Below are 13,062 nucleotides of genomic sequence, written 5' to 3' on the forward strand. Positions count from 1 at the left end.
GAACCACATCCCTCTTTACTTTGTGGATGCAGCTGAGTTGTTGATTTGAAACAGCTCTTCTAGCTGTTTAATTTTTTTATTTGTATAATCTTCATATCCATTATTATAACTGACAGGGTCTTTGGGATTGGCAAACCGGGTTATTTTTCCGGTTCCAGGCTCCACCCATTTGCTGGCTGCCCCGCACCCCAGCCCGATAATCGTCTGCACTTCTTCCATAATAATAATATTATAGAGGCTTTCTTTCCCTCTAAAGGAGTACCCCACGTTCTCTAAATTTCCAAGGATGTTTTTCTGCCGGTATAGATAATAAGGGACATACTCATTTTCCTTTGTCCATTTTGAGGTCATATCCATCATTTGTCCAATTTCTTTACGGCCAGCCACTTTATACTTATTTTTTTGCTTTGTCATAGCAGAAGCTCGTTTAAAAGAAAGTGTATGAACTGTGAGAGATTCAGGCTTTAACTTTTCCGTTTCCTGCAAAGAATACTCCATTTCTGAAACTCCCTCTCCCGGAAGCCCTATGATTAAATCCATATTAATATTTTGCAGTCCCATATCGCGTGCAAGCTTGTATTTTGTCACAGTTTCTTCCACAGAATGGTGGCGTCCGATTGCTTTAAGAGTCGTATCCTCAAAAGACTGAGGATTAATGCTGATGCGATCGATATTCCACTTCTTTAGTACTTCAATTTTTTCCGGGGTAATTGTATCAGGCCTGCCGGCTTCCACAGTAACTTCCCTTACCTTCTCCATTCCAGAAAAAACCTTGTACATATGACTGTATAACTTGTCCATTTCTTCTGCTGAAATGCTTGTAGGGGTCCCCCCGCCAAAATAAACAGTCGTTACGGGAATGTTATGTTCTTTAAGCCATTTTCCTGTTTGTTCCATTTCATAATGAAGACCTTCAAGGAAGGTTTCCACTGACCCGTTTCTACCGTTTATAGCATAGGCTGGAAACGTGCAATAGGCACATTTCGTAGGACAGAAAGGAATACCGATATAAATGCTTACACCTCTGTCAAGCTCATATAAATCAGGGAGGACACTGTGCTGACGCTCAACAATCTCCGCTAAAAGATTAAGTTTTTCGTCTGAAAGGAGATAGTCTGTTTTTAAATATGAATGGATTTGGGTGGTTGTCCATCCTTCCCGGATAAGCTTGTGATAAAGCTTTGTAGGCCTGATGCCCGTCAAGGTGCCCCAGGGCTGTACGGTACCGGTATACTCGGATAAAAGCTTCACCATAATGTGACTTACAGCTTGTTTTGCTTTCTTTTTTCTATCCTTGTCACTTTCACCAGAAAACGTTTCCTTCCAAAAGTCTGCTTTTTTAGTGCCGTCTTTTTTGTCCTGTAACTGTCCTTCTGTATAATAGGCGGTTTGTTTATCTGCTTGGATAATATGAATAAAGAGATCCCACTGATCGGTTTCTCCAATGATGATTGTGCTTTCTTCATAATAAAGATTGGCAATATGCTGAAGGGTTTGATGCATATTTTCTTCTACTCCGGTGACCTTTATAATCATCGCTAAAATCCCTTCCTCTTCTAAAATCACGTTAAGTTTACAGAATTGCCTTCTCTCAGTCAACTGTATCTTAGCCTTTACTCCTTATTTGCCGTTCCTGAGTTTCTTTTCTTTACCAAACCAAAAAAGGGCACCTGCCGGCCCTTTAAGGTTGATCTACTTTCATTTGTTTTCTAAATACCTCTTTTATCATATAAGGAACGCCATTCTGGTTATTCGAACGGGTAATCCAATTTGCTTCAGCTTTTACTTCTTCCGGCGATTGTCCCATGGCCACTCCCAGACCCGTCATTTTAAGAGAAGGAATATCATCCGGCTTTGAACCAACCATGACTACCTCTTCAGACTGAATACCCAATTCTCTGATCAAGAAAGCCAAGGCATTTTCTTTTGAAGCCTCTTCCCTGCATATTTCCAATTCCTGTTCCTTCCTCCGTACCTTGATTCCGGGGATGGAATGATTCAAATCTTCAAAAGCCTCTTTGCTTTCCTCTCTGCTTTCAAAATTGCCTTTTATTTTTAAGGCACCAATCTGATGATCAAAGATATGACCGGTTAAATTATCTACATATGTTTTAGGATAGAACAAAGACTCGCTAAGGCCTACAGACATTTTTCCTAATAAATTCTTGGACTGCTGATGTCTGTTTGCCAGCTCAAACCTTTCATTTTCTACTTGTACCTGACAGGAAAACCTTTCAAGAATTTCAACCACATCATAAGTCAGGTCTGGGTTCATTCTGGCTTCATAAATTGGCTTTTCCACATGGCCCGCAATAAATGCACCGCCATGGGAAATAATCTCATGCTCCATCTTTAGCAGTTTAGCTACCTTTTTCGCTCCATGATGTGTTCGGTTGGTAATAAGAGTGACATAGACGCCTTTATTTCGTACGAAGTCAATAGCCTCTTTGGTTTCTTTCGCCATTCTGCCATTTGACCTTAAGACTGCCCCATCAATGCTTAAAGCTAATAAACGATAGGTCACTGCTGCATTCCCTCCCTTGTCGTTCACCTTTTCTTCTACACTTTATGTAGGACAGGATGCAAATAGAACGAAAAAGTCAGGACGTCCTCCAACCATAAAAAAACCCTGCTCTTTTGAGCAGGGGTATTACTTTTACTGTTCTTCCGGCTTGCCGTAAAGTTCTTCTAATGGTTCAGTAATAATCTTGTTAACATCGCCAATCACTGTGCTCATACGTTGTTCTTCTTCCATCAATTTTGAAATCGTCTCATGCTGCTGTACCATTTCAAATTGCTTTTGAGCCTGTGTGATTTCCTCTTCTGTTGGCTGCTGGCCTTGCATTTGCTTTTGTTGAAGCTCTAATTGAAGCTGGCGGAAATTATCGAGCATACGCTTTGCCACGTCGTCATTTTCCACTTTTTCATGAAGGTCCTTCAAATTAGAAAATTCATCGCTCTCACGCAATGTGCGTGCTAGTTCATGAGCCTTATCATATACATTGGACATAGTTTATAGTCCTCCTTTAATGAGTCTTTTACGAGGATAACATGAAGAAGGGTTAAAAATCACCAATAAACAATGATTTATGCGAAAAAAGTTACGATAATACCTTGAATAAAGCCGACAAATCCTCCTAGAAGTGCTCCAAGGTAAGTAATCATTTTAAATTCTCGGCGTGAGATCGTAAGGACCATGCTTTCGAGTCGCTGCACAGAAAATGCTTCAACCTGTAGTCTGATCACTTCAGCTAAATTTAAACGCTGTAAAAATCCACTTAGCCTAGAAGCAAGAAAGGACTGGGCTTCTGTCACCATATAAGGAACCCCTTCATAGAGTACTTTTTCCTCATATTGCATTACCCACTCATTTAAAGGAGCGTCAAGCCAGTCATATACAGGGACCTTTTGTACCACCCACTCTGTAACTTTCCCGGCACTTTTTTCTTTGTCAATCCAAGTTTCAACCTTAGAAACTGGAAGTTCTTTCAATTGGTCCCATTCTTTATAAATCAACTGCTCAATAAAACGTTTTGAAGCAGGATCTTTAAAAAATTTCACAATTTCAGGCTGAAGCTTAGCTACTATTTTATCATTTCCAAACATTGTCCCTAAAAAATTAAACATTGAACCTTTTCCGGCGAAGAATTTTTCAAGAAGAACATGAAGCTGATCTTTGCCTTCCTGGCTGGAAAAATACTGAGCTCCTCGTTTCGTAACCCATTCTCCTATAAGGGGTGCTAAGTCATCTCCTCTTTTTAATACTTCTAACGGTGCGACATCTTTAATTTTTTTGTATCTGTTTTCCTCAAAGAACTTACCAATCGACTCTTTTATAAAGTCATGAGTCGTTTGTTCAGCCCACTCTCTTGGATTTCGCTCAAATTTCTCAATCATAAATCCAGAAATCGATTGCTCGGTTCTAAGGAGCTTAGACGTTTCATCCTGAGCCCACTTGGTCATTTCTTCTTTGAAAAAAGGGTCGTTAATTTTCCCCTGAATTCCTTCAGGAGTTAACAAATGAGTAACGACTAAGTGCCCAAGCTGTTCAGCCAATTCTTTTCTTCTCTTTGGAATCAGGCCGGGAGTAAAGGACACCCTCCACTTTCCGATATATTTTGGGCTGTAAGGCCGGAATAACATTTTTATCGCTAATGAGTTCGTCATGCCGCCAATTAATGCCCCTATGATAATCATCAGCAAAAATAAAAAAATAACTTCCATTTATGTGCTCTCCTTTTTGACAACCTCACACTTTTTGAACGTGGAACATACAATACTGTATCAACTCCTATGTTTTACCGCAAGCATGGCCGCCTACCTTTCCCTGGGAGAAAACGAAAGGAGTAAGCTTCATGATAATTCTCTCCCTTCACCAAAACAATTGGCGCAAATACCGGAAGAAAGCCTTAAAACTCATTAAAAAGACAGGAAACAAAAAAGAAAGACAAGTATTTTCTGCGATAAATGAAGAAGACATCAATTCAGGTTCAGTAAAAATTGAAGCTGTGTTATGGGATGGAAAAATAATTGCACTATCTATTATTTTTCCAAGGATTCAGGCCTGGTGGACGTTTATTGATCCAGATTATTATTTTACCTCTATTTCGTATTTTGTAAAAAGCAAGCAGCCAATAGTTACACACTGGCACCAAAAGGTTTGGTTTATACCCAACTGGTCTTCCTAGCGTTTCGTCCAAAGAAACGCTTTTCTTACGAAAACGCTGTCATTTGTGCTAAAATATATACTAACTGATAATGCACTTGAAGGGGCGAACTGCATGATTTCTCATTTTCAATGGAAAGAGCTGCGCAACAATTTAGTTAGAAGAGAATGGGCCTTTTCTTTCTATTATAAAGGTACTTTTTATAAAGGCACGTATTATAAAGACGGCACAATTGAATGGACACTAAAAGAACCTGAAAACGAGAAAGAAAAAGTCGAACAACAAATTCATGACCTTATGCTGTATCACATTTACGAAGACCATAACCCCATTTCTTAAAATATAAACATAATTACCTCCCTGTCTGACATACTAAGCCTATCTAATTCTAGGGGGCTTTTTTATGGACAAAAAACAAAAAGGGCAAGTACAAGGAAAAAACTATTCAATAGATGTTGACCGAATGATTAGTGAGGGCATGGCAGGAGGAGTAGTAAAGACGGACCACGACTTCCCGCAAATTGAAGGGGCTCGTGAATTAGACAAAGAAGAGAAACCTGGTGAAAATTAATCTCATACTGGCAGAAAGGCCAGAGTAATTCTTGAGGGATTCCCCCGGTTTGAAAGAAGTCGGGAGAGCATTCAGCTCGTTTTTTTCATAAGAATTGTTGCAGCAGGTGCTTCCAAGCTACCTGCTTTTTAGTGCTGAGATCGCTCACACAACGAGGCAGAGAAGAGCAAAGCCAGTCCCCTTAAAATAACTTACTACTCCAATCTTCATTATAATTTCCAAAGAAACAGGCTGCTGAGAATTCTTTCTCAACAGCCTGTTGCCAGCAAAGTCGTTTTATTTTTCTTTTATATAAATAATGGTTTCACGTTTACATTCAGGGCAAAAAAGAAGGTGAGGACAAATATGATTCACTAGATCATCCTTGATCCCATCTGATTTTTTTTGCATGTCAATATCTTCATATGGACTGTAATCGTCAAAACGGTCTATCACTTTGCCAATATCGTTCATTACATGAAAACAGCTCGGGCAATTTATTTTTTCTAATGGTTTTAATCCGTTGCACACAGGACATAATGACATAAGAAAAGAATGGCAAACAGCAAAATGATCAAAAGAAGAGACAGCTAATGCTGTCTCTCTCTAGCCATATTATTTAATTATTGCTGTTGGAAGCCGCCCATTTGCTGTTCAGCCATTTGAACAAGACGCTTAGTGATTTCTCCCCCAACAGAACCGTTTGCACGAGAAGTTGAGTCAGCTCCAAGATCTACTCCAAATTCTTGAGCAATCTCATACTTCATTTGATCTAGAGCCTGCTGTACTCCAGGTACAAGTAACTGGTTAGAGTTGCCGTTGTTGTTGCTTGCCATGGTTGTCACCTCCTCTTTCTTTGTACTCCTAGTTTGCATCGAAATTGCAACTCTATTCTTACCAATTTCAGTCAAATCGTCCAAAATAAAAAACCTCCGTTAAGGGAGGCTTTTATAATTGTTTCCCAAGTTTTCTTATCTCCTCTACTGCTGATGGATTCTCAAGTGAAGATAAATCTCCTGCTTCTTTATTTAGAAATGCAGCCTTAATCGCTCGACGCATCACTTTGGCATTTCTTGTTTTGGGAAGGTCACTGACAGAGAATATTAATTTAGGGCGCAGTGCTTTTCCAAGCTTCTCTCCGGCTAAAGCAACCAATTCTTTTGAAAGTTCATTAGTAAGCTCAGTTCCTTTTGTTAACACTACAAAGCAGACAGCGGATTCTCCCTTAATATCATCAGGTATGCCGATTGTGCCCGCTTCCACTACTGCCGGATGATCTACAAGCACTGATTCCATTTCAGCCGGACCAAGCCGTTTCCCGGCTACATTTAAAATATCATCCGAACGTCCAGTAATGGTCCAAAATCCTTCTTTGTCTTTCATTACCCAATCACCATGTACCCAGACATTCTCCCATCTGGACCAGTATGTGTCTTCATAACGCTGCGGTTCTTTCCAAAAGCCTTGCGTCATTCCGACCCATGGCTTTGTCAACACCAATTCTCCGACTTCTTCGGCTATGGGCTGTCCTTTTTCATCATATACATAGGCAGCCATTCCCGGAAGAGCAGAATTAAAGGTCACAGGACCAATAGGCTTAATAAGAACGTTCCCTAAAATGCCTCCTGAAATTTCTGTTCCGCCGGAATAGTTAAATATAGGGATTTGCTTCTTTCCGACCTTTTCAAAGAGCCATGTCCAGGGCTCAGGATTCCAAGGTTCACCGGTAGAACCAATCACGCGAAGGGTTGCTAAGCTGTGCTTGCTAACCCACTCTTCCCCTAACTTCATAAAAGAACGAATTAACGTGGGAGAGATACCTAGATGTGTAACTGAGTGATCCGCCACCAATTTCCATAAACGGTCAGGCTCAGGGAAATCTGGCGTTCCTTCATACATAACCATGGAAGCACCATTGATTAAAGCTCCATATACAAGAAAAGGCCCCATCATCCAACCCATATCGGTAAACCAGAAAAGTGTTTCTTTTTTCTTCAGGTCCATTCCGATTCCAGCATCAAAAGCTGCTTTAACCGGAAACCCAGAATGAGTATGGACGGCTCCCTTTGGTTTACCTGTTGTACCTGAGGTATATAAAATCATTAAAGGATCTGAGCTTTCCATTCTTACTGTTTCGGTAATGGGAGGAGCTTTTAGCATGTCTCCCCACTCAACATCCTGATTCATATTCCAATTTACCTCACGGTTTAATCTCTTTATAACAATTACCTTTTCCACTGACGGGCATAATTCCACTGCTTTATCGGCTTCCTCCTTCATAGGAACCTCTTTGCCCCTGCGTAGAAAACCATCAGCAGTGATCAGGAATTTAGATTCGGCCGCATTCATGCGAATGGCTACTGCATCAGCCCCGTATCCCGAAAAAGTTGGTGAATAAATTCCCCCCAGTTTTGATATAGCCATCATGGCGATAACTGTTTCTGGAACCATCGGCATGTATATGGAAACTATATCGCCTTTTTTCAGTCCAAGATTACGAAGGCCCCCGGCAGCACGAGCCACTTCCTCCGCAAATTCTTTGTAAGTATAATTTATGACTTCCCCGGTTTCACTTTCCCATATTAAGGCTTTTTGCCCTGCCATATCAGGATCCTTAGCCCATTTTTCGATGGAGAGGTGAACAGCGTTCACTTCTCCATCAACAAACCACCGAGGCCACTTTGTTCCTTTTGAATCATCCAGAACCTTTGAATAATTAGAATACCAGTCTAAATCCAATGCCTTTTCTGCTTCTCCCCAAAACCAGCTGACATTATCAGTAGAATCTTTTAGGAATGTGTCATAATCTTCATATCCTAATTTTTTTATCCATTGATACAACCGCGTTGCTTCTATTTGAGATTTTTCCGGAAACCACACTGCGTCTGAAGACATGGATTCACTCTCCCTTCTTATACCGGATACACTGGATGCTTTCTCTCTGAAAATACCATATACTTACTCATATAAGCTTCAAGGCGAACGGAAAGCTCTTGGCGCAAATCATTTCCGCGAACAATATCATCAATCACCATCTCTGAAGCAAGTCGGTAAATATCGATATTTTCCTTGTATTCTTTTCGTTTTTCTTCAATAAAAGCTGGCCTTTCTTCTTCTGGCAGCTCAGCAATCTTATTTGCGTACACAGCATTCACTGCAGCTTCAGGTCCCATTACTGCAATTTGCGCACTAGGCAGTGCCAGGCAGCAATCAGGTTCAAATGCGGGACCGGCCATAGCATATAACCCAGCTCCGTATGCTTTTCTCACTACAACAGACATCTTTGGCACAGTTGCCGAAGACATTGCTGCAATCATTTTTGCTCCGTGCCTGATTATTCCGGCTTTTTCTACTCTCGTTCCAATCATGAATCCAGGAATATCAGCCAAAAATAATAATGGAATATTAAAGGCATCACACAATGTAATAAAACGTGCTGCTTTATCGGCTGAATCATGGAATAGAACGCCGCCTTTTGCTCGAGGCTGATTAGCAATAATCCCCACAGCCTGGCCTTGCAGTCTGGCAAATCCTGTGATCAATTCAGGAGCAAACAGCTTTTTCATCTCAAAGAAGCTGTCTTTGTCAATTACCTGCTCAATAAACGTATACATGTCAAAGGGTGCATTTTGGTTGGCAGGTATTAGTTCCTCAATTGTTTTTTCAAACGTCTCTGGTTCAAGGGGGAGGTTCTCCGGAGGCAGCTCACGGTAATTGGCCGGGAAGTATGAGAGGTATTCCCTTGCCTTTTGAATCGCCTCTTTTTCACCTTCAGCAAGAATATCTCCGCAGCCCGAGACGGAGCAATGCATTTTTGCCCCACCCATTTCCTCAAGTGAAACTTTTTCTCCTATAACCATTTCAGCCATCCGAGGAGAACCTAAATACATTGAAGCATTTCCGTCAACCATAATTACTACATCACAAAAGGAAGGGATGTAAGCACCTCCTGCTGCCGAAGGTCCAAATAAGAGACAAACTTGTGGCACCCTTCCCGAAAGCTTCACCTGGTTATAAAAAATTCTACCGGCTCCTCTTCGTCCTGGAAACATTTCAACCTGATCTGTAATTCGAGCTCCAGCTGAATCGACAAGATAAAGCATGGGGACGGCAAGCTTATCTGCCGTTTCTTGTATTCGTATAATTTTTTCCACTGTTCTAGCTCCCCAGGACCCAGCTTTAATGGTCGAGTCGTTTGCCATAAAGCATACAGTCTGCCCATTCACTTTGCCGGTCCCAGTTACCACTCCATCTGCTGGAAGCCCCTCGGCATTACAATTTGCAAACTTTCCGTCTTCAAATTTCACTCCATCGTCAAACAGAAGCTCAAGACGCTTCCTGACAAACATCTTTCCTTTTCCTTCATTACTAACATGGTATTTTGGTGCACCGCCTTTTTCTATCTTTTCCATTCGATCCTTCAATTCCGCTTCCCAAGTCATAATCCTTCCTCCCTTATTTCCCAGAGTATTGTGGCTTGCGCTTTTCCTTGAACGCTTTCAGTCCTTCCAACCTGTCTTCTGTTGGGATGATTACCTCGTAACACTTTTCTTCTAAAGTAAGCCCTGTATTAAGGTCCGTTTCAAGACCTGCATTTACAGCTTTTTTTGCCTGCTTTAAGGCCACCGGACCATTCTCTGCTATTTTCCCCGCTATCTCTTGAGCTACAGATAGGACTTCTGCAGATTGGGCACTGCAGGATACCAAACCTATTTGCTCTGCTTCCCGCCCTGAAATTTTTTTGGAAGTAAAAATTAGTTCTTTAGCTTTTTCTGCTCCTATCAACCTTGGAAGTCTTTGGGTCCCACCGGCCCCTGGAATAATCGCAAGGGAAGTTTCGGGCAATCCGTATTTTCCGTCTTCTGCTGCCACTCGAATATCACAAGCGAGCGCCAGTTCCAGTCCTCCTCCCAAAGCACTGCCGTTCATGGCAGCAATCACTGGCTGTGGAAGCTTTTCTACAGCCTCGACTGTTTTCCGGATAAGAGCGACCGTCTTTTTAACTTGCACTGGATCCATCCCCGCTCTTTCCTTTAAGTCAGCGCCTGCACAAAAGACCTTGTCTCCCGCTCCAGTAAGAATAAGAGTACGGACTGAATCATCAAATGAGAGATCCTGAAAATAATGATTCAGTTCTTGAAGCATTTGCAAAGAGAGTGCATTAGCTGCCCTTGGGCGGTTCAGTGTAATGATTGCTACATTGCCCTTCTTTTCTAAGGTCACCTGGTTTTCCATTTTTCTAACCTCCTTAAGTCAATGGCTTTCTTCTCCTTTTCTTGCCTGCAGGACCCTGCTCGGCAAATTTTTGCCTAATTTTTCTTCAATAAACAAGGAAGCATGGAGAAGCTTATCCTCCTCTACTCCTGTCTCAATTCCCATCCCATGAAGCATATATAATAAATCTTCAGTAGAGACATTTCCTGAAGCACCTGGTGCATAGGGGCAGCCTCCAAGACCTCCGCAGGCACTGTCAAAAGTAGTAATTCCTGCCTGTAAGGAGGCCAGTACATTAGCAAGAGCAGTACCACGGGTATCGTGGAAGTGCATGGCCAGCTTATCTTTAGGAAGGTTTGCAACCAGGTGACCTAAGACATCCTGAACCTGCTTAGGATTAGCTACACCAATTGTGTCACCAAGAGACAGCTCTTCAATTCCCATGTCAAACAGAGTATGAGCCACTTTTAATACTTGTTCTGTTTCAACCATTCCTTCATATGGGCATCCAAACACCGTCGAAAGGTAGCCTCTTACAGACTTTCCTGCACGCTCTCCTTCTTTTACGACTTCTTGTAATACCGTAAATGTTTCGTCTATGGATTTATTGATGTTTTTCCTGTTATGTGTTTCGCTGGCTGACATAAAAATTGAAATTTCATCAATATTTGTTTCAAGCGCCCCTTCCAGTCCTTTCATATTTGGTACCAGCGCAGCATAGGTAACTTCTTTCTTTCTCTTAATGCCTTTTGCCACTTCTTTTGCATCGGCTAATGCTGGTACCCACTTTGGATGTACAAATGAAGAAATCTCTATATAAGATAGTCCGCTTTCTGTCAATTGATTGATCCATGAAATCTTATCTTCAGTGTTAACAAAAGAAGATTCATTTTGCAGGCCGTCTCTTGGTCCGACTTCTTTTATTTGAACCTTTTCAGACAACATCCTCACCTCCTCTTTCTCTTTTGTCTATTCAAATATCAGGAGGTCTTCGCCTTCATTAACAAAGTCTCCTTCCTGCTTAAGGATAGTCTTCACACTTCCTCCCTGTTCAGCCGTTAACGGGATCTCCATTTTCATAGATTCCAAGATCATAATATCCTCACCCGCGTTAACTATATCTCCTTCTTTCACTAAAATCTTCCAAATATTCCCTGCCATATTTGCCGAAATCTTACTCATCACAAGCCTCCTGAACTTTTATTGTTTAGTTCGAGCAGAAACACCCTTTGTTTCCGCTCGAACTGAGCTCTCTGTTATACCGAAGGTGCTCGCAGCACATCTTGAATAAAAGCGGTTGTTGCTTCTCCTTTTATAAATGATGGATGTTTCACTACCTCTAAAAGCATGGAAATGTTTGTTTTGATTCCTTCTATGCGGTAATTTTCCAAGGCTTTTTGAAGTTGTTCAATCGCTTCATCTCTATTTGTACCGGTAACAATTAACTTTGCAAGCATTGGATCATAAAAAGGAGTCACTACTGAACCCTCGCTCACTCCGCATTCGTGCCTTACAGCTTTTCCTGAAGGCATTTCAAAGACTGTGATTGTTCCAGGGGATGGGAAAAATGTCTTTGGATCTTCAGCGTATATCCTTACTTCTATCGCATGGCCACTTAAGCTGATTTCCTGTTGGGTTAAAGGAAGCGGCTGTCCTGCTGCTACTGCTAGCTGCCATTCAACAAGATCAGTTCCAGTTACTTCTTCGGTTACTGGGTGCTCTACTTGCAATCGAGTATTCATCTCTAAAAAATAGAAGTTCTTTTCCTCATCTACTAAAAACTCAATAGTACCTGCGTTCTGATATCCCAGTGCTTTCGCAGCTTTTACTGCTGTTTCTCCCATCTCTTTTCTTAAGGAATCACTGACAAAAGGAGATGGAGATTCTTCAACAACTTTTTGGTTTCTCCTTTGCACAGAACAATCCCTTTCACCTAAATGAACGCAGTTTCCTTGTTTATCGGCAAACACTTGAATTTCAATGTGCCGTGGATTTTCTACAACTTTTTCCAAATACATGGCTCCATTGCCAAAGAAACTTATAGCCCTTTTTTGGTTTCCTTCATATACCTTTCGCAGTTCTTCTTCTGTCTCAGCTCTCTGCATCCCTATTCCACCGCCTCCTGCCGAGGCTTTGAGCATGACAGGGTAACCAATTCTTTTCGCTGTTTCAGCCGCCTCATCTACATTCTCAATCGGGCTGCTCACACCTGGTACCACCGGGACTCCTGCTTTTTCCATTTCAAGGCGAGCTTCGATTTTACTTCCCATCTTTTCCATTACCTCAGGAGTCGGGCCAATAAATGTAATGCCTTCGGCTTCGCATTTGCGGGCAAAATCACCGTTTTCTGAAAGGAGGCCGTATCCCGGGTGAATCGCATCCACTCCCGAATCCTTGGCCGCTTGAAGGATAGCATCTATATTCAAATAGCTTTCATTCACTTTTGGAGGGCCGATGAAATGAGATTCATCAGCCATCCCTGCATGAAGAGCATTCTTGTCTGCTTCTGAATAAACGGCAACCGTTTTAACCCCTAAATTCCGGCACGTTCTTATCACCCGGCAGGCAATTTCTCCACGATTTGCAATCAGTACTTTTTTGAACATACAGCCACCTCTATTCCTCTTTATA

The 13,062-nt window shown here is 41.6% G+C and carries 15 protein-coding genes; 3 read left to right on the plus strand and 12 right to left on the minus strand.

Annotated elements, in window-relative coordinates; genetic code table 11:
- Positions 1–15: 15 nt before the first annotated feature.
- The 4 genes from ACFPU1_RS12260 to ACFPU1_RS12275 all read right to left on the minus strand — a co-directional run bounded on the left by ACFPU1_RS12260 (position 16) and on the right by ACFPU1_RS12275 (position 4,224).
- Positions 16–1,536, minus strand: coding sequence for a coproporphyrinogen III oxidase (locus ACFPU1_RS12260; protein WP_385941543.1), 1,521 nt, complete (start codon positions 1,534–1,536; stop codon positions 16–18).
- 145 nt (positions 1,537–1,681) lie between these two features.
- The gene (locus ACFPU1_RS12265) at positions 1,682–2,524 is read right to left on the minus strand and encodes an HAD hydrolase family protein (RefSeq protein ID WP_054635582.1); all 843 of its coding nucleotides are present in this window, start codon (positions 2,522–2,524) and stop codon (positions 1,682–1,684) included.
- 132 nt (positions 2,525–2,656) lie between these two features.
- The gene (locus ACFPU1_RS12270; protein WP_054635583.1) at positions 2,657–3,010 is read right to left on the minus strand and encodes a YlbF/YmcA family competence regulator; all 354 of its coding nucleotides are present in this window, start codon (positions 3,008–3,010) and stop codon (positions 2,657–2,659) included.
- A 77-nt stretch (positions 3,011–3,087) separates the two neighbouring features.
- The gene (locus tag ACFPU1_RS12275) at positions 3,088–4,224 is read right to left on the minus strand and encodes a DUF445 domain-containing protein (RefSeq protein WP_385941547.1); all 1,137 of its coding nucleotides are present in this window, start codon (positions 4,222–4,224) and stop codon (positions 3,088–3,090) included.
- 131 nt (positions 4,225–4,355) lie between these two features.
- On the opposite strand from ACFPU1_RS12275, the gene ACFPU1_RS12280 reads away from it, so the two are divergent.
- The 3 genes from ACFPU1_RS12280 (at position 4,356) to ACFPU1_RS12290 (ending at position 5,238) form a co-directional block, all read left to right on the plus strand.
- Positions 4,356–4,688, plus strand: coding sequence for a hypothetical protein (locus tag ACFPU1_RS12280; protein ID WP_385941550.1), 333 nt, complete (start codon positions 4,356–4,358; stop codon positions 4,686–4,688).
- Positions 4,689–4,781: 93 nt separating this feature from the next.
- Complete coding sequence (locus tag ACFPU1_RS12285; protein ID WP_100398180.1) at positions 4,782–5,006, plus strand: YheE family protein; 225 nt, start codon at positions 4,782–4,784, stop codon at positions 5,004–5,006.
- A 64-nt stretch (positions 5,007–5,070) separates the two neighbouring features.
- Positions 5,071–5,238, plus strand: a complete 168-nt coding sequence (locus ACFPU1_RS12290; RefSeq protein WP_198153415.1) for a hypothetical protein — start codon at positions 5,071–5,073, stop codon at positions 5,236–5,238.
- A 276-nt stretch (positions 5,239–5,514) separates the two neighbouring features.
- Here ACFPU1_RS12290 and ACFPU1_RS12295 read toward each other — a convergent pair whose 3' ends face one another.
- From ACFPU1_RS12295 to ACFPU1_RS12330, 8 genes are all read right to left on the minus strand, one after another.
- Positions 5,515–5,691 (minus strand): hypothetical protein, encoded by a 177-nt coding sequence (locus tag ACFPU1_RS12295; protein ID WP_385941553.1) that lies wholly within the window; start codon positions 5,689–5,691, stop codon positions 5,515–5,517.
- A gap of 149 nt (positions 5,692–5,840) precedes the next feature.
- Complete coding sequence (locus ACFPU1_RS12300) at positions 5,841–6,053, minus strand: alpha/beta-type small acid-soluble spore protein (protein WP_054635587.1); 213 nt, start codon at positions 6,051–6,053, stop codon at positions 5,841–5,843.
- 112 nt (positions 6,054–6,165) lie between these two features.
- The gene (locus tag ACFPU1_RS12305; RefSeq protein WP_385941555.1) at positions 6,166–8,112 is read right to left on the minus strand and encodes an AMP-binding protein; all 1,947 of its coding nucleotides are present in this window, start codon (positions 8,110–8,112) and stop codon (positions 6,166–6,168) included.
- Positions 8,113–8,129: 17 nt separating this feature from the next.
- On the minus strand, positions 8,130–9,659 hold the full coding sequence (locus ACFPU1_RS12310) for an acyl-CoA carboxylase subunit beta (protein WP_385941558.1): 1,530 nt from the start codon (positions 9,657–9,659) through the stop codon (positions 8,130–8,132).
- A gap of 13 nt (positions 9,660–9,672) precedes the next feature.
- Positions 9,673–10,452 (minus strand): enoyl-CoA hydratase, encoded by a 780-nt coding sequence (locus tag ACFPU1_RS12315; protein ID WP_385941561.1) that lies wholly within the window; start codon positions 10,450–10,452, stop codon positions 9,673–9,675.
- A gap of 18 nt (positions 10,453–10,470) precedes the next feature.
- Positions 10,471–11,373, minus strand: coding sequence for a hydroxymethylglutaryl-CoA lyase (locus ACFPU1_RS12320; protein ID WP_385941562.1), 903 nt, complete (start codon positions 11,371–11,373; stop codon positions 10,471–10,473).
- A gap of 27 nt (positions 11,374–11,400) precedes the next feature.
- On the minus strand, positions 11,401–11,613 hold the full coding sequence (locus tag ACFPU1_RS12325) for an acetyl-CoA carboxylase biotin carboxyl carrier protein subunit (RefSeq protein WP_385941565.1): 213 nt from the start codon (positions 11,611–11,613) through the stop codon (positions 11,401–11,403).
- Between the two features lie 74 nt (positions 11,614–11,687).
- Positions 11,688–13,037, minus strand: coding sequence for an acetyl-CoA carboxylase biotin carboxylase subunit (locus ACFPU1_RS12330; protein ID WP_385941568.1), 1,350 nt, complete (start codon positions 13,035–13,037; stop codon positions 11,688–11,690).
- Between the last annotated feature and the right edge of the window lie 25 nt (positions 13,038–13,062).

Source organism: Thalassorhabdus alkalitolerans (assembly GCF_042656525.1).
Taxonomy (GTDB): Bacteria; Bacillota; Bacilli; order Bacillales; family Marinococcaceae; genus Thalassorhabdus; species Thalassorhabdus alkalitolerans.

Bases quoted from the DNA above. Each gene is read 5' to 3' on its own strand.
- ACFPU1_RS12325 (WP_385941565.1), bottom strand. From the start codon at position 11,613: ATGAGTAAGATTTCGGCAAATATGGCAGGGAATATTTGGAAGATTTTA.
- ACFPU1_RS12315 (WP_385941561.1), bottom strand. From the start codon at position 10,452: ATGGAAAACCAGGTGACCTTAGAAAAGAAGGGCAATGTAGCAATCATT.
- ACFPU1_RS12330 (WP_385941568.1), bottom strand. From the start codon at position 13,037: ATGTTCAAAAAAGTACTGATTGCAAATCGTGGAGAAATTGCCTGCCGG.
- ACFPU1_RS12275 (WP_385941547.1), bottom strand. From the start codon at position 4,224: ATGGAAGTTATTTTTTTATTTTTGCTGATGATTATCATAGGGGCATTA.
- ACFPU1_RS12305 (WP_385941555.1), bottom strand. From the start codon at position 8,112: ATGTCTTCAGACGCAGTGTGGTTTCCGGAAAAATCTCAAATAGAAGCA.
- ACFPU1_RS12285 (WP_100398180.1), top strand. From the start codon at position 4,782: ATGATTTCTCATTTTCAATGGAAAGAGCTGCGCAACAATTTAGTTAGA.
- ACFPU1_RS12260 (WP_385941543.1), bottom strand. From the start codon at position 1,536: ATGATTATAAAGGTCACCGGAGTAGAAGAAAATATGCATCAAACCCTT.
- ACFPU1_RS12290 (WP_198153415.1), top strand. From the start codon at position 5,071: ATGGACAAAAAACAAAAAGGGCAAGTACAAGGAAAAAACTATTCAATA.
- ACFPU1_RS12300 (WP_054635587.1), bottom strand. From the start codon at position 6,053: ATGGCAAGCAACAACAACGGCAACTCTAACCAGTTACTTGTACCTGGA.
- ACFPU1_RS12280 (WP_385941550.1), top strand. From the start codon at position 4,356: ATGATAATTCTCTCCCTTCACCAAAACAATTGGCGCAAATACCGGAAG.
- ACFPU1_RS12295 (WP_385941553.1), bottom strand. From the start codon at position 5,691: ATGAACGATATTGGCAAAGTGATAGACCGTTTTGACGATTACAGTCCA.
- ACFPU1_RS12270 (WP_054635583.1), bottom strand. From the start codon at position 3,010: ATGTCCAATGTATATGATAAGGCTCATGAACTAGCACGCACATTGCGT.
- ACFPU1_RS12310 (WP_385941558.1), bottom strand. From the start codon at position 9,659: ATGACTTGGGAAGCGGAATTGAAGGATCGAATGGAAAAGATAGAAAAA.